This is a genomic window from Mycobacterium sp. (assembly GCF_019247615.1).
Lineage (GTDB): Bacteria > Actinomycetota > Actinomycetes > Mycobacteriales > Mycobacteriaceae > Mycobacterium.
Genome location: NZ_JAFBAT010000126.1, coordinates 1 through 18,388, shown reverse-complemented (window position 1 = coordinate 18,388; position 18,388 = coordinate 1). Strand labels below are relative to the sequence as shown.

Below are 18,388 nucleotides of genomic sequence, written 5' to 3'. Positions count from 1 at the left end.
CGATGAGTCCGATCCGGTCAAGCAGCTGCAGTTGGTGCACAGCCGGCTGATCCAGGCCAAGGCCAGCGGTCAACGCGAAGGCGGCTCCGCGCTAGTCTCCGCGGCCAGGAATGTCCCGTTTGCGTTCTCTGCGTGGGCCGTTCGGCTGTTGTCGCGGCTGCCGCAACGGGCTGTTGTCGCCTTGGCGACCAACGTTCCCGGCCCGCGCAGCCCGCACAAGCTGCTCGGCCGGCAGGTGCTGGAGATTCTGCCGATCCCGCCGATCGCCCTTCAGCTGCGCACCGGCGTGGCGATGCTGAGCTACGCCGACAAGTTCGTCTTCGGGATCACCGCCGACTACGACACGGCGCCCGACATCGATGCGCTCGCCGCGGGAATCGAAAACGGGGTGGCGCAACTGCTCAAGGCCGCCCGAGCGGGCAAACGCAGGCAGGCCGTGGCGCGGGCCGGCTCGGATTGAAGCCGAAATCGGGGAGGCGTGATCGTGCCGGCTCATAGCGGCGGCCAGAGCCTGCTCGACGTCGGCCGAATCACCGTTGAGATCCCATGGCATCGTGACCTCGTGCCCTCGGTCGGCTGACCGGGCGAGACGCTCGGCTCAGCGTCTCGCCCGGTGATTGCCTCAAGCGTCGACGGCCTCCCGCTGGGTGGAGTTTTCGTTGATCGCCTTGTGCCCCTCGCCGCGACCGACGGAGATCTTGCGCGGCTTGGCCCTTTCGGCCACGGGGATGTGCAGCGTCAAGACGCCTTCGCTGTAGGTCGCCTCGATCTTGTCGGTGTCCAGGTTTTCGCCGAGAACGAGCTGGCGGCTGAACACCCCCCGCGGCCGCTCGGTGGCCAGCATCTCGCGGTTAGGGTCGACGGCCGGACGCTCGGCGCGCACGGTCACCACGTTGCGCTCGATGTCGATGTCCAGCGTGTCGGCGTCGATGCCCGGCAGGTCGAATTCGACGACGAAGCTTTCTCCCTCACGCCAGGCGTCCATCGGCATCACTGCGGGACGTGCGGCCGTGCCCAGGATTTGCTGGGCGAAGCGGTCAAGGTCACGGAAGGGGTCGGTACGCATCAGCATGGTGGTCACCTCACTCCCATCTACTGTGAATGGCTGCTTACCTATGTCTATTGACATAGATTTCTTATATCACTATCGACAGGTAAACGCAAGTATGGTAAACACTTTTTCTGTGGGAACCAGTTAAGGAGATGTCCGATGGCCGTCAATCCAGGCGAACCCGGTGCGCCGCCGCCTGATCAGGGCGTATACGGAATCTCTGTCGCCGCCGAGCTGTCCGGCATCCCGGTGCAATCGTTACGTCTTTACGAGCGGTACGGACTGCTGAACCCGGCCAGAAGCGACGGCGGCACCCGGCGCTACAGCGCCGACGACTTGGCCCGGTTGCAGCGCATCAGCGCGTTGGTCGATGAGGGGGTGAACTTGGCCGGCGTCGCCCGCATTCTGAACCTCGAGGACGACAACGCGACGCTGGCCGCCGCCAACACGGACCTGCGCTCCAGCAACCGCTCGCTGCGTAACGCGGCAAAATCCGCACGCACCACCAGGTCCGCCGGCAAGGGACGGGGTGGCGCAAGCTGAGCCTCCGGTGTCACCGACCGGTCCGAACGGCGCGTCCGTCGGGCAAAGGCAGGGCCGAGGGTGAATCGGGAAGCCTCGCCGGTGCGCAGCGGTGGCCACTCGGCCGGGGCGCTGTTGCACTCGGTTGTGTTCCTCATAGACTTTGTGATGCGTGGTACTTGTCCTGCCTCGTAGTTGTGCTGCCTAGTAGTTGTGCTGTGCAGTGGGGCACGGCGAGGGGGTGATCCCATGACCGACGGTGACGACGCGGTCGTCGCCCAGCTGGCGGAAATGGTTGCCAATCTGGACCGCGAGGGCATCGAGACGACGGCGGGACTGCGCGAGCTCGTCGAAACTTGTCGCCGGCACGTGCCGGGCTGCCAGTACGCGGGGATAACTCTGGCCGAGAAAGGCGGGTCGGTGACCAACGTGGTCGCCACCCATCGCTATCCGGGGATCCTCGACGCGATCCAGGCTGAATCGGGTGAGGGGCCGTGTCTCGCGGCAGCTTGGCGGCATCACATGATGTATATCGACGATCTCAACGTCGATCAGCGCTGGCCGCGTTACCAGAGGCACGCGCTGGAACGGACCCCTGTCCGATCAATCGCGTCCTACGAGCTGTATGGGGATGGCAAGACCATGGCCGCGCTCAATTTCTATAACGAGCAACCGCACGCTTTCACGGGCGAGTCGCTTGAGCTCGGCGGTGTTTTCGCCACCCACGTCGCCCTGGCGTGGTCGATGATGCGCCGCCAAGACCAGTTCCGCAGCGCGCTGGCGTCCCGGGACATCATCGGTCAGGCCAAGGGTGTCATCATGGAACGCTTCAACCTGGATGCCGTCGAAGCGTTCGACCTGCTCAGCCGGCTGTCTCAGCGATCCAACACCAAGCTTATCGACATCGCGAATGCGCTGATCGACAGCGAACATCCGCTCAAGCGACGGCATTAACGGCCTCGAGCGGCACCGATAGGCACGGAATTTCGCGAAATCCTTTGGTGCCCTTGGCGTCTGGGAGGGGTCTGTGAGGGCTCTGGGAGGGCTCGGGGAGGACCGTAGCACCGCCGGCCGAGCAGGAGGCCGTGTGCTGTTTGGTCGCCGCCTCGGTCGGGTATCAAATGCGCCATGACCGGCTCAGAAATGCTTGCCCCGACGCCCACCGGTGAAGTGTGGCCGGGCAGGGCCTATCCTCTGGGCGCAACATACGACGGTGCGGGCACCAACTTCGCCGTGTTCAGCGAGGTCGCCGAACTCGTCGAGTTATGCCTGTTCGATGCCGACGGCAATGAGAGCCGCATCCCCCTGCCCGAGATCGACGGCTTCATCTGGCACGCCTACATACCCAACATCGAACCCGGCCAGCGCTACGGCTACCGCGTGCACGGCCCGTACGACCCCAAGGCCGGGCTACGCTGCAACCCGAACAAGCTGCTGGTGGACCCGTATTCGAAGGCGATCGACGGCAGCTTCGAGTGGAACCAGTCGCTGTTCAGCTACAACTTTGGCGATCTCAACAGCCGCAACGACGACGACTCGGCGGCCAGCATGCCCAAGTCGGTCGTGATCAACCCCTTTTTCGACTGGGGCAACGACCGCCCGCCGGACCACCAGTACGCCGAGACCGTCATCTACGAGGCGCACGTCAAAGGTCTCACGCAGACGCATCCGGACATCCCCGAGCCGATACGTGGCACCTATGCGGCGGTGGCGCATCCGGTCATCGTCGAGCACCTCAAAAGCATCGGGGTCACCGCGATCGAGCTGATGCCGGTGCACCACTTCGCCAACGACTCCGTCCTGGTCGAGAAGGGCCTCTCGAATTACTGGGGCTACAACTCGATCGGGTTTTTCGCACCCGACTTCAAATACTCCAGCTCCACCTCGCCCGGCGGGCAGGTGCAGGAGTTCAAGGCGATGGTCCGCACCCTGCACGAGGCCGGCATCGAGGTCATCCTCGACGTGGTCTACAACCACACGGCCGAGGGCAACCACATGGGCCCCACGCTGTCCATGCGAGGCATCGACAACGCCGCGTATTACCGGCTGGTCGACGACGACAAGCGCTATTACATGGACTACACCGGCACGGGCAACAGCCTCAACGTCGGGCATCCACACGCGCTGCAGCTGATCATGGACTCGTTGCGCTACTGGGTGAGCGAAATGCACGTCGACGGGTTCCGCTTCGATCTGGCCGCCACGCTGGCCCGCGAGTTCTACGACGTCGACCGGCTGGCGACGTTCTTCGAACTCGTGCAACAGGACCCGATCGTCAGTCGGGTCAAACTCATCGCCGAACCATGGGACGTCGGTCCGGGTGGCTACCAGGTGGGCAATTTCCCGCCCCAGTGGACGGAATGGAACGGCAAATACCGCGACACCGTCCGCGACTTCTGGCGCGGGGAGCCCGCCACCCTCGACGAGTTCGCCTATCGGCTGTCCGGTTCGGCCGACCTCTACGAGCACACCGCTCGCCGGCCGGTGGCATCAATCAACTTCGTCACCGCCCACGACGGCTTCACCCTGCGCGACCTGGTGTCCTACAACGAGAAGCACAACGAGGCGAACGGCGAGGACAACAACGACGGCGAAAGCCACAACCGCTCGTGGAATTGCGGCGCCGAGGGCCCGGCCGACGACCCAGGTGTCAACGAACTGCGCGCCCGGCAGCAGCGCAACTTCCTCACCACCCTGTTGCTTTCGCAGGGCGTGCCGATGATCTGCCACGGCGACGAGCTCGGCCGCACCCAGAACGGGAACAACAACGGCTACTGCCAGGACAACGAGCTCACCTGGGTGGACTGGGCCAATGCCGACACCGCCCTGCTGGAGTTCACCCGGGTGGTCTCCGCGCTGCGCGCCGACCACCCGGTGTTCCGCCGGCGGCGGTTCTTTTCCGGCAAGCCGGTGGGCCGCCGCGGCCAGGACGGCCTGCCCGACATCGCCTGGTTCACCCCCGAGGGCACCGAGATGACCGACGAGGACTGGGGAGCGGGTTTTGCGAAATCCCTCGCGGTATTCCTCAACGGGCACGGCATCCCCGACCGCGACGCGCGCGGCCAGCGGGTCCTGGACGACTCGTTCCTGCTGTGTTTCAACGCGCACTACGAGTCGATCGAATTCACCCTTCCGCCAAAGGAATTCGGCGCATCCTGGAAGCTGGTGGTGTACACCGGGCTGGTGGAGGAGACGCCCGCGGACGAGGTACCCGGCGGAGGCACGCTCACGGTGGACGCCCACTCCGCCGTGGTGCTGCAGGCTCCCGACGGGGCATGACCAGCCGGACATCGTCGCCGGCAACAGGATCCGCGCGACCCTGAGCATCGGGGCACGTATCGGGCCAAGCTGGGCGACCGGAACATCGTCATCCGGAGCTGAGTTGCGCCACCGCGCCAGCTGGTCAGCTACTCGATCGGCAGGACGATCCGGTAGGTTTCTCGCCGACGGCGGCTCGTTACAGGAGAGGGCGGAGATGTCAAGGACAGTGGTGATCGGCGCCTCGAGTGGGCTCGGCCGCTGCATAGGCGTAGGCCTTGCGCGGCGCGGTGATCGGGTGGCGCTCCTCGCGCGGCGCCGCGATCGCCTCGAGGCCGCGGCCGCGGACGCCGGAACGGGTGCCGTCGCCGTCGAATGCGACGTCACCGACGAGGCGTCCTGCCGGTCGGCGGTCGACGCGGCCGCGGACGCGCTCGGCGGCATCGACAACCTCGTGTACGCGCCTGGCATCAGCCCGCTTGTCCGTCTGATCGACACCGACGCCGCAACCTGGCGGCGCGTCCTTGACACCAACGTCATCGGCGCGGCGGTGGCCACCGCGGCCGCCGTTCCGCATCTGGCCGCCTCGGCCGGCAAGGCCGTCTACCTGTCGTCCCCGGCCGGCCACTTCGGGCCACCATGGCCGGGCCTCGGCGCGTACGGCGTCAGCAAGGCGGCGCTCGACCGGCTGGTGGACGCGTGGCGGGCCGAGCACCCGAACATCGGCTTCACGTGCCTCGTCGCCGGAGAGTGCGCGGGCGGCGAGGGCGACGCCCAAACGGAGATGAGCGGCGACTGGGACCCTGAGCTCGCCATGGCGGCGCATCCGCTGTGGCTGTCGCGCGGGTGCATGGGCGGCAGGTTGATGCCGGTCAAGGACCTCGTCGAGGTGGTGCACACGATCCTGCGCACCGACGCGGCGACGTCAATGCCGGTCGTCGTGGCCCGAGGCGCGTCCGCCGGTCCCGCCGCCTTCGCTCAGTGACGGCCCAGCCGCTCGCGGACCTTTTCCACGAGGAAGGACCCGTTGGACACCGGCCGAAACGCGCGCGCCGCGTCGGTGAGCGCATCACGGGAAGCGGTGCTCAGCTCGATGTCGGCGGCGGCGACGTTGAACTCCAGCTGCTCGACGCTGGAGGCGCCGGGAATGGCGACGACGCCCGGGAGGCTGATCAGCCAGGCCAGCGCCACCTGCGCAGGCTTCGCGCCGACCTCGGCGGCGACGTCCCGCAACGTCTGCAGCAGCGGCTCGACGCGGCGCAGGTTCTCGGTGCCGAACAGTGAGTTGAACGCGCGGACGCCGCCGGGACGGTTGTCGAGGCCGTACTTGCCCCCCAGCAGTCCCTGGGCCAGCGGGCTGTAGGCGATCACGATGCGGTGCTCGCGCTCGGCGAACGGGACCAAGTCCTCGAGCGGACCGGCGTGGGCGAGCGAAAAATGCACCTGGTTACTGATGACCGGCCGCCCGAGCGCGGCGTCGGCCTTCAGCCACCGCGCCAGCGAGTAGTTCGAGACGCCGGCCGCGCCGATCTTGCCGCTGGCGAGCAGGTCACGCATGCCGGGCATGATGACCGAATCGGGGACCACCGGGTTGGGCTGGTGGATCTGGTACAGCGGGATGCGGTCGAGTCCCAGGCGACGCGCGCTGGCGCGCTCGCGCTGCTTGATCACGGCGGGGAAGGGCGCGACCGGGAACACCTTGCTGGCCACCGCGACCTCGGCGCGCTCGTCGCCGAGTGCCTCGCCGAGGATGCGCTCACTCTTGCCCAGTCCGTATACCTCGGCGGTATCGAACAGCGTCACCCCCAGCGCCCGGGCGCGCTGGACGATGTCACGCGCGACGCCGGAGGCGTAGCCGGTCCCGTAGCCCCACTCGCGAGACCCGAATTGCCACGTGCCCAGGCCGATTCGGCTGACGGGCCCGACTCCCTCGACGTCGATGAATTTCATGGCCCCACCCTACCGAGGAGACCGACATCTACCGGGGGCTCTCAGCCGGGAATCTTGTTGAGTATGTAGTTCGTGATACTGACCGCGGATCCCCGGGACTGGACGGGGTCGGTGGCACCGCCGTTGGTGACGGCCAGGTCGATGATGACGTTGGCTTTGGCCGCGATCGCGCGAACGGAGCGAATCTGTAGTCCCTTGGGCGCCAGATCCATTGTGGTGATGCTGTTGCCGGCGTCGACGGGCTTACCCAGAGAATAGGGCACCGGTCCAACATCGCGAATCGTCACCAGGACGGTTGACCCGCCGCAATGGCGCCAACCGGACAGCACCTGCGCGAGTTGTGATTGCGCGGTGGGCACATCGCGAAATGCTATGACCGTCTGGACGACTTCCACCGACTTGAAGAAGGTGCGCGTGTCGGCGAATTTTGCCGCGTGATATCCCGCGATGGCGTCGCCGGTGTAAGCGTCCGGCACCCCGGGTGCGATGCTGCCCCAGCACTCCGGGTGGTCGATGGATCCTTCGTCGCCCGACCTGCCGGCATGGTTCCTCGTCTGGCCGGCTTCCAGGTTCTGGTCGCCGACGATGTTCCTCAGGTCGGTGAGGCTGGGCAGCAGCGCGGCTACGGAGTCGGGCGCGACCGTCGGCGGGGGTGGCCCGGTGCTGGTGGTGCTCATGGTCGCCGGCGCCGCGGTAGGGGTGGACGGAGAAGTGACCGCCGCCAGGGCGGCCCACGCGACCAGCGCCAGAACCGTGAGGGTGATAAAGGCATAGGACAGCGTCAGCCCGGCGACGGCGCGGTCGCGGCCAGGCTCGCCCGTGCGACGGATCTGTGCGAGCCCCAGGTGCCCCAGAATCGCGCCGGCGGGCGGAAACACGAACGCGAACATCAGTGAGAGCGTGGCGAACACGTTGACCGCCCGGCGGCGGTGCGGCGGTGCCGGCGGTGGGACGAATGGCGGCGGACCAACCGGCAGATCGACATACGGGGCACGGCCGAGCGGATCGTAGGTGAACGGGCTGTACCCGTACGGGTCCTCGGGGTTGGTCACCAGTGCCCTCCTTGGCTGGGACGGCGCCCTCTACCTGCGATTCCTTCTCCTCGACGCGGATCCCGACGCTCATATGATCGCGCTGACCCGCCGCAACCCGCAATGCGCCAAGCCTGCAACGGGAATTGTCCTCGCAGAGAACGAATTTCTCAGCGACGTGGCAGGGTACCGAGTCGCGTGGCCTTCGCGGCCTGCCCAGCGGTGAAGTTCGGTTGAGCGAGCCGGAATCGGTCCATCAGGTTCCCCAGCGTGCGCAGTTCGTCGCGCAGCGCGTGGAACCTGCGCTCGTCCGCGTCCTCGAGTCGGCCCAGCGAACTGTAGTGCGCCAGTCGTCGCAACCGGCCCGCAAGCACCGTGCCCCATCGAATGCTGAAGTCGTAGCGCTGGCCCTCGCTGATCGGCTGGTGATTGTCGCGGTTCGCGAGTTCCCTGAGCGCCTTGATCTGTTGCGTGATCAACTCGACGTCGTGGTCGATGTCGACCGTCGTCCGAGTGTGATCTTGTATTGCGCTCATCGACTTCTCCTCTGCTAAATGTTCGGCTCGGCGATCGTGCGCGGGCGTGGAACCCCCCGCAGCCGCCGTGTGCGGCGGCTCATCCGGGAGCCCGTCGGGGCGGCCACGATTGCTCACCGTCCTTTCGCCGGCTTTTGATTCGAAGAACTACCCCGATCGGCGCGCCCCACACTGTCAGAGTCCTGTCGAGTTCGTGGCAGCCGCGGACATGGTCGTTAGGTGGGCGCGCCCGTCGGATGCCGCTACTTGTCCTGAGTCGTGAATTCGGCTCGCAGTGAATCCGCCGAGTGTGGGCTCTATGCACGAAAATTGCGTGAAATTCGTGCATAACCACCACGGTCGGTGCGCCGAGGATGGGCCGCGCCGCCAAGCTCGCACCAGCGATCGCGGGATGCCATCGCCCGCAGGGGCTAGCGGTTTCGGGCCGATACGCGAGGGGTAAGCCCAGGGGCATGACGCCCCTGGGCTTACCAGGGGCATGACGCCCCTGGACCGCTCCCGGCTGTCCGGCGAGCCCTGAGATCGCGGTCATGGTTGCAACACAGGGCAACCGGAGCGGCGCGCTACGTGCCGGAGGACCGCAGCCTCGATCTGCTGATAACCGCGGCGGACCGTTGCCACGGTTGTCCGCTTTTCGAGGACGCCACCCAGACGGTGTTCGGGCATGGTAAGGCGGGAGCGCCCTTCATGCTCGTGGGGGAGCAGCCGGGCGACCACGAGGATCGGGCCGGCCTACCGTTCGTCGGGCCGGCGGGCCGGTTGCTGGCTCGGGCGCTTGATGACGCCGACATCGATCCGACGTTGACGTACCAGACCAACGCGGTCAAGCATTTCAAGTTCACCCGTAAGGGTGCCAAACGGCGGATACACCAAAAACCAAGCCGCACCGAGGTCGTCGCATGCCGGCCATGGCTGATCGCTGAGATCGAAGCGGTGCGGCCGCGGGTGATAGTGTGCCTCGGCGCGACGGCAGCGCAATCGCTTCTCGGCACGGCATTTCGGGTGTCCACCGAGCGCGGTCAGGCCATCCCCCTGCCGGCGACGGTCGACGTGAAGCTGGAGCGCGAACCGATCGTGGTGGCGACCGTGCACCCGTCGTCGGTCCTGCGCGATCGCAGCGATGCGCGCGACGAGGTCTACAAATCGTTCGTTGAGGACCTGCGCAGCGCGCATGCCGCTTATACGGGTCGGTGAATCCCGGCGCTGCCCGCGGGCGGTACCCCCCGGTCCGCCAGCGGTCAACTGTTCTTGTGCGGCAGGAACTCCTGGGCTTTGGTCTTCAAGCCGACCTTCACGAAGCCCACCCGGTCCTCGTCCCCGGACAGCACCGCGGCAGTGGCCGACTTGAATTGATCCCAGGTGGCGTGCGGCGGGATCGGTGGCATGTCGGGGTCGGTGTAGACGTCCAGCACCGTGGGCCGATCCGCCGACAGCGCTTTACGCCAGGCATCCGCGAGTTCGTCCGGGTCCTTGACGGCCATCGCGTTCAGGCCCAGCCCGGCCGCGAACGCCGCGTAGTCGACGTCGGGAAGGTTCTGCGACTCGGCGAATTTCGCTGAGCCGGCCAGGGCGCGCATCTCCCACGTGACCTGGTTCAGGTCGTTGTTGTGCAGGATCGCCACGATCAGCCGCGGATCGGCCCACTCCTGCCAGTAGCGCTTGATCGTGATGAGCTCGGCCATGTCGTTCATCTGCATCGCGCCGTCACCTTCGAACACGATGACGGGCCGCTCCGGATGCGCGAACTTCGCGCCGATGCCGTACGGAACACCGGGGCCCATGGTCGCCAGGTTGCCCGAGAGGGAGCCCCGAATCTTGCCGCGGAACTTCAGGTTTCGCGCATACCAGTTGGCCGCTGATCCCGAGTCGGCAGTGATGATGGCGTCGTCGGGCAGCTGAGGCGACAGTTCGTCGAACAGCCGCAGCGGGTTGACCGGGTCGGCACTGACCATCGCTTCCTTGTGCATGGTTTCCCACCAGCGGGCCACGTTCGTTTCGATACCGTCGCGCCACGACCGGTCTTCTTTGCGGCGCAGCTTGGGGATGAGTGCCTGCAACGCGGCTTTGGCGTCGGCGACCACGTTGAGCTCGTATGGGTAGCGCATGCCGATGAAGCGGCCGTCGATGTCGATCTGCACGGCGCGTGCCTTCCCGAACTCGGGCAGGAATTGGGTATAGGGAAAGCTGGATCCCACGGTCAAGAGCGTGTCGCAGTCGCGCATCAGCTCGTAGCTGGGCCGCGTGCCCAGCAGCCCGATTGATCCAGTGACCCAAGGTAATTCGTCGGACAACACGTCCTTGCCCAACAGCGCTTTGGCCGCACCGGCGCCGAGCAGGTCGGCTACCTCGACCAGCTCGTCGCGTGCCCCGTGGGCGCCGGCGCCCACCAGCATGGCCACCCGCTTGCCCTCGTTGAGGATCTCCGCCGCGCGCGCGATGGCGGCGTCGTCGGGCGCGATGGTCGGCCACTCGATCCCCAGGCTCGAGGGCACCATCTTGAATGCGTGGGTCGGGGCCGAATACGGCAGCTCCTGAACATCGGCGGGGATGATCAACGCCGTCGGCGCCCGCTGCGTCATCGCGATGCGGATGGCGCGATCCAGTACATTGGGCAATTGCTCTGGGACGGTGACCATTTGGGCGAAGTCGCTGGCAACGTCTTTGAACAGGCTCAGCAGATCGACCTCCTGCTGGTAGGCCCCGCCCAGGGCGCTGCGGTTGGTCTGGCCGACGATGGCCAGCACGGGCACATGGTCGAGTTTCGCGTCGTAAAGGCCGTTGAGCAGGTGGATCGCCCCGGGCCCCGAGGTCGCCGCACACACCCCGAGACGGCCGGAGAATTTCGCGTAGCCAACGGCTTGGAGCGCGCTCATCTCCTCGTGGCGGGACTGAATGAACTCGGGCTGGTTGCCCGCCCGGCCCCATGCCGAAAGGATTCCGTTGATGCCGTCGCCGGGGAACGCGAACACGTGGCGCACGTCCCATGCCCGCAGCCGCTCCAACAAGTAATCGGCGACGTCTTTCTTGGACACTATTGACCCTCCCTACCGAAGATGCGGGTGATGTCGAGTACGCCAGCTTTAGCTCACATAAATGTCCCGGCCATTGGCGCCTGATACCCCGCAACGGTCGCCGTTATTCGTGTCATCGCCTGCGCGCACCGATGACCGGCTTTTAGAACCCGCGCGGTGCACCGTTTCCCACGTACGCGATCCCGGCGGCCCGGACCGTGTCCGGGTCGAGCATGTTCCTCGTGTCCAGCACGATCGCCTGTGGCGCGTCTCGTGCGATGGATTGCCAATCGAGTTCGCGGAACTGCGGCCACTCGGTCAGCACCACGATCGCGTCGGCGGCCTTGGCGGCGCGATATGGGTCGTCGACGGCGGTTACCCGTGCCCGTTGCACGGCTGTGGGATCGATGTGGGGCAGCTGCGGGTCATAACCCACCACCTGCGCGCCCGCCCCGGCCAGACGTTGACATGCGGCCAGCGCGGGGGAGTAACGGGTGTCGCTCGTGGCGGCCTTGAACGTCAATCCCAGCGCGGTGATCCGGCAACCCGCCAGCGGTCGGCCCAGCTACCCCAAAGGCTTCACGCCGACACGTCCCGACTTCGAGGGCCTCGGGAGGCGCGCCGGTGTCCGCCATGCGAAATCTGCAGGGCGGCCGGCACAAGTCGACACCAGGACCGGGCGGCGCCGCGTCACGCACCGTACGCGGGCGACTGTGTGTGCGATCGGCGACTTGGCCGCTGAGAAACACTTCGCACCGCGGATAACAACTCACGGCCCTGCCGGGTGTTTCCGGTCGGCCGGGATTGAGTGTGCGGTTACGCGCTCTTTGGCAGCGCGTGTGCTCTAGATATATTGTTGCCCTTGGCAACTCGCCGGATCAGCATACGGGTCCCCTTCTCGAGGATCTCCTGCGCGGCGTCTGGCCGGCGGGCACGTTCGGCGCGGCGCACCGAAGCGGCAATGGTCAGCCCCTGCTCATAACCCGTGACGACGCGCGGATCCACGTAGGAACCCCGCGCCACCGCCGGAGTGTTGCCGAGCTCGGCGGCAACCTCCTTCATGACGGCGGCCTCGACGCGCTTGGCCACCCGCTGGGAGACGGCCGGGTCCGAGTCGGCGAACGCCGCCGCGGCCAGGACAGTTCCGTGCCACGTCCGCAGGTCCTTGACGGTGTAGTCGTCTCCGACCATCTCCTTGAATCGGGTGTTGAGATCATCGGAGCGAATGTCATCCCAGCTAGATGCGCTGCGGCACACCAGGAGCCGTTCAGTGCAGTCGGAGCGGCGCAGCAATGCGCGCACCGCGCGAACGATTTCGGGGTCCTCGATCTCAATGGTGCGCCGCACCCCGCTCTTGGCGGGATAGTCGAATTGCACGGAATGGCGGCGCACCGTTACGTGGTCGCACAGCAATGTGGCGATTCCATAGGACTCGTGTTCCTCGGCGTACTGCTCGCCCCCGGCCCGGAAGTAGCCGCGATCGAGCAGGCGCAGCGCGAGCGCGAGCACTCGTTCGCGCGTTAGACCCCGACCCGCAAGGTCTCTGGCGACGCGGGCCCGCCACAGCGGCAATTGCGTCGACATCTCCAAAACCCGGTCGAACTTCTCTTCGGCGCGTTCCTGCTGCCAGGTGGGGTGGTAGATGTACTGCCTACGTCCGGCCGCGTCGGTGCCGACGGCCTGGATGTGGCCGTTGGGATGCGGCGAGATCCAGACCTTCTTCCACGCCGGCGGAATGACCAGCTCCTTGATGCGTGCGAGGGCATCGGGATCGGACAACAGCCTGCCCTCGGGGCCGTAGTAGGCGAAGCCCTTGCCCCGGCGTTTGCGCGTGATCCCCGGCTTGCTGAGATCGCTGCGACGAAGCCGCATCCCTGCCTCCAGTTCCGATGGCTGACTGCACAATTACCCGCCCGACGAACCGGTTACACCTGTGTTTTCCACCGCCGATACGACAACGACCCGCCACGGCGTCGTGGCGGGTCGTTGTCTCAAGGATCAGCCGGCCATGAACTCCCGGTAGGCCGATTCCAGATTCGGCGGCAGCGCCGAGACGTTGCACTGCCGTTCGGTGTCGCCGATCGGGGCCAGGATGCCGCGCAGCTCGTAGTACTGCTGCGTATGCGCGGTGAAGTAACCGCGCAGATTGGACTCGGCTTGCGCAGGTGACTGGCCGTAGGCGGCCGTGACCGCCTGGTTGGCGTCCGGATGTGCCGCGAGGTACTGCTCGGCTGCGCCGGTCACCGAGGAAACGGTGGCGTTCACACCGTCGGGGCTGCAGTCGGGTGCTGCGGCCGCCGTCGGCGCACCGATGACGCCAATGGTCAAGCCCCCGAGCAGAAAGCCGGCGCTGATGCCGGCCACTCGCCGGGGCGCGACGATACTGCTGATTTTCATGATCAGTGTTGTCCTTCATGTCGATCTCAGATGATTCTTCGAACGAGGCTCCCGAACCTCGAAAACCAAGGTAGCCGAAGTGGATATGTGCGACGCGGCCCTGATCCAACGTGCGCAACCCCGCATGGCCCGATGTCCCCGCCGGATTGCCGGTTTTGCTAAGCGAACAAACAAATTAGCCCGCCTATGCTGAGACTTCTTAGGAAAACCCCCTGGGTTCTTAATCATTCGTGACGTCAATCGTGACGGAACCGTTACATGAATTCCGGGCAGACCGCCGCCGATGATGGTGATTCGGACGGCGCTGAAACGGCGTTGAAAATGGCCGGCTTGCCGATCCCGCGGAAGTCCCTGTGGCGCAACGCCTAGTGGTGCTTGCGCTGCGGTTCTTGTTGCCGCGGTGCGCCCGGAAACATCCGACGCCGCGCACGGACGAAGTCGTGGGTGTTCTGCATGGCTTCCGGAACCGAGTCCACCACGGGCAGGCCGTGATCGGTGATCACGCCGGTGAGCCGACGCAACGCCGCACCGCTTACCACGTTGCAGTGCACTCGCGCCTGGTGGTGTTCCTCGTTGAGGAGCAGCAGGGCTCGAAGACCTGCGCTGCCCAGAAAGCGCAGTCGGCTCAGATCAAGGACCAACGGGGCCTTGAGTCGCGAAAAGCGGCGGATCGCCCGGCCGACCCGGTCAGCGTTGGACGCGTCGACCTCGCCTTCGATGCGCAAGACGGTGGCCAGGCTGCGCGCATGCACATGCACTTGCGCTCCGGAGCAGTCGATTACGTAGCGGCTGCGAGGTTCCCCGCATTGGCCGGTTGAGCTTAAAGCAGTCATACGTCAGCGCCCCTAACGAGTTGTGCTAACAAGGCGAGTGACTGCGATGTCCTACACCGTTGCGAATTCGGGCCGTGGCGACCTCGGGCAGCTGTGGACTCAACTCCGACACGAGCCTAGCGCTTACCGTTTCGATCGGCACACCCAACGTCGTCAGCCGTCGCCACCCGTTGCTTGTGCCCGTCGGGCGTCGGACTGCCGTCCGTGCCGGTCGGTGCCAGGGTGTGCAGCCAGGTATCGATGTCCGGTCCGAGGACGATGGCAGCGTCGGGAGCAAGCAACGCGCCCGCGCCGAATCCCGTCCGCGGTGGCCGCACCGCGCGAACGCGGCGCTCATCGCCTTGCCGGGCGAGCAGCTTCGCCGTCACCTCGGGCAGCCGCATGGGATGTGGGCCGGCGATGGTGCGCGGCATGTGCGTCTGTGCCAGGGCCGCCTCGACCAGCACGTCGGCGATGCTGTCGGCGGCGATCGGTTGAATGAGCCAGTCCTCGACGGCCACCTCGTCGTCGCTATAGGTCACGGCGGCAGGATTGGTGGCGAACTCGTACGCCTGCGTGGACTTGACGATGCTCGCCGGCACCGGGCTTTCCAGCACCATGTTCTTCGCCAGCCTTTTGGCCTCGAAGTTGGGCAAGCCGTCGAACGCGGGGTCGTCGATGCCGGCGATCGTCAACACAACCAACCGCCGGATGTGGTTCGCCACGCACGCGCCCACCACGTTGCGCGTCGCCGTGGACAGTGCGCGGTCGATGTCGGACCATCCATCGGCCGGCGCGGGGTCGGAGACGTCGACGACGACGTCGGCTCCTTCCAGCGCCCGCGACAGCCCTTGCCCAGAGACCACGTCAACGCCTTGTGCGCGAGATATCTCGACGACCGCGACGCCGCGGGCCCGCAGCCTGGCGACGACGCGGCATCCGACCGTACCGGTAGCGCCTATAACGGCAACAGTGTTCAGCGACCTCACCCGCCTTCTGTTTCGGCGGCGGCTGGTACCCGCACAGCCTGGACTGAAACCTCTGCCTGGAGTGGCATGCATCACAGTGGGTTGCCGACCCAGTGGTGCCGAATCTTGACGTGATTCCGGGGTTTGACGGGGTGCTCGGGGGGAAGCCGGTAGCGCAGGGGATGCCAAGCGGACCGCTTCACCGCCGAAGCGCCGCGCGGATCCGACGAAAGAGCGTGAGCTCGCCTAACGAGAGGGAGGTCAATCCATGGGGGATGACAAGAGCGGACCCCAAGAAGCGGTCAAGGGCACGGTCGAAGGTGTCAAAGGCAAGGTCAAAGAGGTTGGCGGGACCGTGACCGGTCGCGATGACCTCGTCGAAGAGGGCCAGGCGCAGCAGGACAAGGCCGACGCCCAGCGCGACGCGGGCAAGAAGGAAGCCGAAGCCGAATCGGCGCGTGCAGGCGCGGAGGCGGCCGAAAAACGGCAAAAGGAACACCAGTAAGCCGATTCTGCGAGGGTCCGGTCCACTTGGCAGGTGCCGAGGGGTCGGACCCTCGCTTTTGCTCGCGCGGCGCTCGCCCGCTTACGGTTTTAAACGTCCCGGGATGGTTATCCCTGGTTAATCCCGCTGTGCGGGCTGTGCGGGCTGTGCGGGCATGTGCGGCGGTAGCGGAGGTGGAGCGTGGGCTTGAGTGCCCGGGTATGGAGCATGGTCTCGTTCCTGCGCGCCGGCTATCCCACCGGCGCGCCCGCCACCGGCTACTCGCCGCTGTTAGCGCTGTTGCCGCGCAAGGTATCCGACGACGAGGCGGTGACGATCGCGGATGACCTTGCCCGGCGCCGACCCCCGTCGATCGGCAGGGCCGATGTGGGTGTGGAGATAGTCCGCATCACCGGCGCAATGCCGTCTTTGGACGACATCGAGCGCGTCCAGGATCGAATCGATGCGATTGGACGCTCCGACGGCTCAGCTCACACCGGTTGAAGGTCGACCACCAGCGGTCGGTGATCCGATATCGGCATCAGCTCCGACTCGACGGCGCCGCCGCGCAGACGCTGGTCGTCCGTGAGGATGTGGTCGAGTTGGCGGTCGGGGTTGTGCGCGGGGAACGTCGGGGCGGCGGCCAGCGACCGCATGCCCGACCAGCGGCGCACCGCGTCGGGGGTCATGTTGAGATCCCCGGTCAGCAGCCGGGGGCCGGGAAACCCGCGCAGGTCGCGGATCAGTCGCCGCAACTGGCACCGATTCCAGCCCGGCACGAAGGACAAATGCGTATTCGCCACCGTCAGCCCGCCGCTCGGGGTGTGCAACTGCGCGATGACCGCCGCTCGCGGTTCCTCGTCGACGATCATCACCCGATTGGGTCCCGGTAGGAACATGGGGAAGCGCACCGGAATCCGGGGCAACCGCACCACTTGCCAGCTGGCCGCCGGAAACCTGGACAACAGCGCAATCCCATAGGCGGCTGTTCCGGGTTGCTCGTGGCCGGTGGCCGCCATCCAGGTGGCGCCCGGCGTGCCCGAGATGGCAGCCACGAATCGGTGCTCGACGGCCCCCATGGCTTCGGCCGCCACGGCGGTGAGATCCGCGCGGTCGGAACGTGGTTGGTCACAGTCGACCTCTTGCAGGGCGAGCACGTCGGGATTCAGGCGGTGCACGCAGTCCCGTAGCCGCCGCGGGTCAACCCCGTCGCCGACCGTGCGGCCGTGCAGGATATTGAAGGTCGCCACACGCATACCTTGTCGATACCCACTTCCTGCGGTGTGGACCAGGCACCGTGCGTGAGGTCATCACACGAACACCACCTCGCCCACCGCGAGCAGTCGGTGGAGTACGAAGGGAGGCAGCACCGGCTTGGCGGCGGCGCCGATCGGTTGGAATTGGCTGCGAAAGCATTGGGCCGCAAGGCGTTTACGAGCAAGCGCGCGGGCGGACACCGGCACCGAATAGGCCCGGTCCCAGGGGACCGCGGGGTCGGCCGGGCTGGCCCAGTGCCACATCCACACCGGGTATTCGAGCAGCGTGACGCCGGCGCGCGTGCATGCGTCCGCGGCCGCACGGCCGACGGCTTCGTGATCGGGGTGCCCGTCGCCCCGCCAGGTGGCGGCACACCAGGTCCCGCGCGGTGCGGCCTCGAGAATTTTTTCGAGCAGCTGGGTGAGCCCATCCTCGTGGTCTGCCAGCTGGCCGTCCGGCAGGCCTAGCCGCCTGGGCGGCGGAAGTCCTAAAACCCTTGTTGCCCTGCACAATTCGTATCTTCGAGTGGTTTCCAAACGCGTCCGGTCCCACTGCGTGGCACCCGGTCGGGCGTCGCAGCCATCACTGACCGATACCACCTGGACCTCGACGCCGGATGCCACCAGCTGTGCGATCGTCGCGCCGAGGCCGAGCGTCTCGTCGTCGGGATGGGGCGCGACGACGATGAGACGGCGGCAGCCGCTCATATCCAGTGGCGGCAAGGGGTGGCCGTCGAGGGCCGCCAGCCACACGGGCACCGGCGTGCCGCCGCGGGTCAGGGGCTTGGCCGCGAACTTGGCGCAGTTACCGGGAGCGATGGTAGTCACGGCGGCCCTCAATCCGGCCGCCCGGCGAGCCGTCCAAGCTCGGCGAGGTCGCGTTCGGCGTGGCTTTGTCGGATGTAGATGGTCAGGTCGGCGACCCGCTGTGCGTGCCGCCCGTCCTGACACAGCGGACCCGGCCCCAGGGCGCGGCCCGTGCGGGTGATCGCTTCCTCGGCAGCGTGTTCCACCACCGATCGCACGCGGCGCGCCAGCAGCTGGACCGTGCCTGTGCGGTCGAACGGATCGGCGTCGATGTGCGTCGCCGCCGCGTCGAGGATCGCGTCGCC

Annotated in this window: 20 protein-coding genes and 1 pseudogene; 8 read left to right on the top strand and 13 right to left on the bottom strand. The window is 66.6% G+C overall.

What is annotated here, in order from left to right:
• Window positions 1-460 (top strand): WS/DGAT domain-containing protein (locus JO059_RS08540; RefSeq protein ID WP_293315672.1); only part of this gene is annotated, 460 nt, incomplete at its 5' end.
• A 162-nt stretch (window positions 461-622) separates the two neighbouring features.
• On the opposite strand, the gene JO059_RS08535 is transcribed toward JO059_RS08540, so the two are convergent.
• Window positions 623-1,072: an HSP20 family small heat-shock protein gene (locus JO059_RS08535; protein ID WP_293315676.1), complete on the bottom strand. Its 450-nt coding sequence runs from the start codon at window positions 1,070-1,072 to the stop codon at window positions 623-625.
• Between the two features lie 138 nt (window positions 1,073-1,210).
• On the opposite strand from JO059_RS08535, the gene JO059_RS08530 reads away from it, so the two are divergent.
• The 4 genes from JO059_RS08530 to JO059_RS08515 all read left to right on the top strand — a co-directional run bounded on the left by JO059_RS08530 (window position 1,211) and on the right by JO059_RS08515 (window position 5,816).
• A complete protein-coding gene (locus JO059_RS08530) occupies window positions 1,211-1,594 on the top strand; it encodes a helix-turn-helix transcriptional regulator (RefSeq protein ID WP_293315670.1) in 384 nt (127 codons plus the stop codon).
• 228 nt (window positions 1,595-1,822) lie between these two features.
• Entirely contained in the window at window positions 1,823-2,527 is a 705-nt protein-coding gene (locus JO059_RS08525; RefSeq protein WP_293315668.1) for a GAF and ANTAR domain-containing protein, read from the top strand.
• 174 nt (window positions 2,528-2,701) lie between these two features.
• A complete protein-coding gene (gene glgX / locus JO059_RS08520) occupies window positions 2,702-4,852 on the top strand; it encodes a glycogen debranching protein GlgX (protein ID WP_293315666.1) in 2,151 nt (716 codons plus the stop codon).
• A 208-nt stretch (window positions 4,853-5,060) separates the two neighbouring features.
• Window positions 5,061-5,816: an SDR family oxidoreductase gene (locus JO059_RS08515; protein WP_293315674.1), complete on the top strand. Its 756-nt coding sequence runs from the start codon at window positions 5,061-5,063 to the stop codon at window positions 5,814-5,816.
• Here JO059_RS08515 and JO059_RS08510 read toward each other — a convergent pair.
• From JO059_RS08510 to JO059_RS08500, 3 genes are all read right to left on the bottom strand, one after another.
• Window positions 5,810-6,781 carry an aldo/keto reductase gene (locus JO059_RS08510; protein WP_293315664.1) on the bottom strand — a complete coding sequence of 324 codons (972 nt, stop codon included), beginning with the start codon at window positions 6,779-6,781 and terminating at the stop codon, window positions 5,810-5,812. The two genes, JO059_RS08515 and JO059_RS08510, sit on opposite strands and share 7 nt — an antisense overlap.
• A 41-nt stretch (window positions 6,782-6,822) precedes the next feature.
• Window positions 6,823-7,833 (bottom strand): sensor domain-containing protein, encoded by a 1,011-nt coding sequence (locus tag JO059_RS08505; protein WP_293315662.1) that lies wholly within the window; start codon window positions 7,831-7,833, stop codon window positions 6,823-6,825.
• A 149-nt stretch (window positions 7,834-7,982) separates the two neighbouring features.
• Entirely contained in the window at window positions 7,983-8,348 is a 366-nt protein-coding gene (locus JO059_RS08500; RefSeq protein ID WP_293315660.1) for a hypothetical protein, read from the bottom strand.
• A gap of 534 nt (window positions 8,349-8,882) precedes the next feature.
• Between JO059_RS08500 and JO059_RS08495 the strand changes: the two genes are divergently transcribed.
• Complete coding sequence (locus tag JO059_RS08495) at window positions 8,883-9,542, top strand: UdgX family uracil-DNA binding protein (protein ID WP_293315658.1); 660 nt, start codon at window positions 8,883-8,885, stop codon at window positions 9,540-9,542.
• A gap of 44 nt (window positions 9,543-9,586) precedes the next feature.
• Here JO059_RS08495 and JO059_RS08490 read toward each other — a convergent pair whose 3' ends face one another.
• From JO059_RS08490 to JO059_RS08465, 6 genes are all read right to left on the bottom strand, one after another.
• On the bottom strand, window positions 9,587-11,380 hold the full coding sequence (locus tag JO059_RS08490; RefSeq protein WP_293315656.1) for a thiamine pyrophosphate-requiring protein: 1,794 nt from the start codon (window positions 11,378-11,380) through the stop codon (window positions 9,587-9,589).
• 142 nt (window positions 11,381-11,522) lie between these two features.
• Complete coding sequence (locus JO059_RS08485) at window positions 11,523-11,882, bottom strand: UDP-glucose/GDP-mannose dehydrogenase family protein (protein ID WP_293315653.1); 360 nt, start codon at window positions 11,880-11,882, stop codon at window positions 11,523-11,525.
• A gap of 293 nt (window positions 11,883-12,175) precedes the next feature.
• Complete coding sequence (locus tag JO059_RS08480; RefSeq protein WP_293315651.1) at window positions 12,176-13,231, bottom strand: DNA topoisomerase IB; 1,056 nt, start codon at window positions 13,229-13,231, stop codon at window positions 12,176-12,178.
• 126 nt (window positions 13,232-13,357) lie between these two features.
• Window positions 13,358-13,756, bottom strand: a complete 399-nt coding sequence (locus JO059_RS08475) for a heme-binding protein (protein ID WP_293315649.1) — start codon at window positions 13,754-13,756, stop codon at window positions 13,358-13,360.
• 365 nt (window positions 13,757-14,121) lie between these two features.
• On the bottom strand, window positions 14,122-14,514 hold the full coding sequence (locus JO059_RS08470; protein ID WP_293315647.1) for an STAS domain-containing protein: 393 nt from the start codon (window positions 14,512-14,514) through the stop codon (window positions 14,122-14,124).
• A gap of 191 nt (window positions 14,515-14,705) precedes the next feature.
• On the bottom strand, window positions 14,706-15,557 hold the full coding sequence (locus JO059_RS08465; protein ID WP_293315645.1) for an NAD(P)H-binding protein: 852 nt from the start codon (window positions 15,555-15,557) through the stop codon (window positions 14,706-14,708).
• A 247-nt stretch (window positions 15,558-15,804) separates the two neighbouring features.
• Here JO059_RS08465 and JO059_RS08460 point away from each other — a divergent pair, with 247 nt between their 5' ends.
• Both JO059_RS08460 and JO059_RS08455 read left to right on the top strand, forming a co-directional pair.
• Window positions 15,805-16,041, top strand: a complete 237-nt coding sequence (locus tag JO059_RS08460) for a CsbD family protein (protein ID WP_293315644.1) — start codon at window positions 15,805-15,807, stop codon at window positions 16,039-16,041.
• A gap of 180 nt (window positions 16,042-16,221) precedes the next feature.
• The gene (locus JO059_RS08455) at window positions 16,222-16,524 is read left to right on the top strand and encodes a DUF3349 domain-containing protein (RefSeq protein ID WP_293315643.1); all 303 of its coding nucleotides are present in this window, start codon (window positions 16,222-16,224) and stop codon (window positions 16,522-16,524) included.
• On the opposite strand, the gene JO059_RS08450 is transcribed toward JO059_RS08455, so the two are convergent.
• The 3 genes and pseudogenes from JO059_RS08450 to JO059_RS08440 all read right to left on the bottom strand — a co-directional run.
• On the bottom strand, window positions 16,512-17,276 hold the full coding sequence (locus JO059_RS08450; protein ID WP_293315642.1) for an endonuclease/exonuclease/phosphatase family protein: 765 nt from the start codon (window positions 17,274-17,276) through the stop codon (window positions 16,512-16,514). The genes JO059_RS08455 and JO059_RS08450 overlap by 13 nt on opposite strands.
• Window positions 17,277-17,330: 54 nt before the next feature.
• A complete protein-coding gene (locus tag JO059_RS08445; protein WP_293315641.1) occupies window positions 17,331-18,104 on the bottom strand; it encodes a PIG-L deacetylase family protein in 774 nt (257 codons plus the stop codon).
• A gap of 8 nt (window positions 18,105-18,112) precedes the next feature.
• Window positions 18,113-18,388 (bottom strand): annotated as a pseudogene (locus JO059_RS08440) (acyl-CoA dehydrogenase); the annotation flags it as partial.

What these genes read in the sequence shown, in the direction of transcription:
- JO059_RS08535 (WP_293315676.1), bottom strand. Translation starts at nt 1,072, where the DNA reads ATGCTGATGCGTACCGACCCCTTCCGTGACCTTGACCGCTTCGCCCAG.
- JO059_RS08530 (WP_293315670.1), top strand. Translation starts at nt 1,211, where the DNA reads ATGGCCGTCAATCCAGGCGAACCCGGTGCGCCGCCGCCTGATCAGGGC.
- JO059_RS08525 (WP_293315668.1), top strand. Translation starts at nt 1,823, where the DNA reads ATGACCGACGGTGACGACGCGGTCGTCGCCCAGCTGGCGGAAATGGTT.
- glgX (WP_293315666.1), top strand. Translation starts at nt 2,702, where the DNA reads ATGACCGGCTCAGAAATGCTTGCCCCGACGCCCACCGGTGAAGTGTGG.
- JO059_RS08510 (WP_293315664.1), bottom strand. Translation starts at nt 6,781, where the DNA reads ATGAAATTCATCGACGTCGAGGGAGTCGGGCCCGTCAGCCGAATCGGC.
- JO059_RS08500 (WP_293315660.1), bottom strand. Translation starts at nt 8,348, where the DNA reads ATGAGCGCAATACAAGATCACACTCGGACGACGGTCGACATCGACCAC.
- JO059_RS08480 (WP_293315651.1), bottom strand. Translation starts at nt 13,231, where the DNA reads ATGCGGCTTCGTCGCAGCGATCTCAGCAAGCCGGGGATCACGCGCAAA.
- JO059_RS08475 (WP_293315649.1), bottom strand. Translation starts at nt 13,756, where the DNA reads ATGAAAATCAGCAGTATCGTCGCGCCCCGGCGAGTGGCCGGCATCAGC.
- JO059_RS08460 (WP_293315644.1), top strand. Translation starts at nt 15,805, where the DNA reads ATGGGGGATGACAAGAGCGGACCCCAAGAAGCGGTCAAGGGCACGGTC.
- JO059_RS08450 (WP_293315642.1), bottom strand. Translation starts at nt 17,276, where the DNA reads ATGCGTGTGGCGACCTTCAATATCCTGCACGGCCGCACGGTCGGCGAC.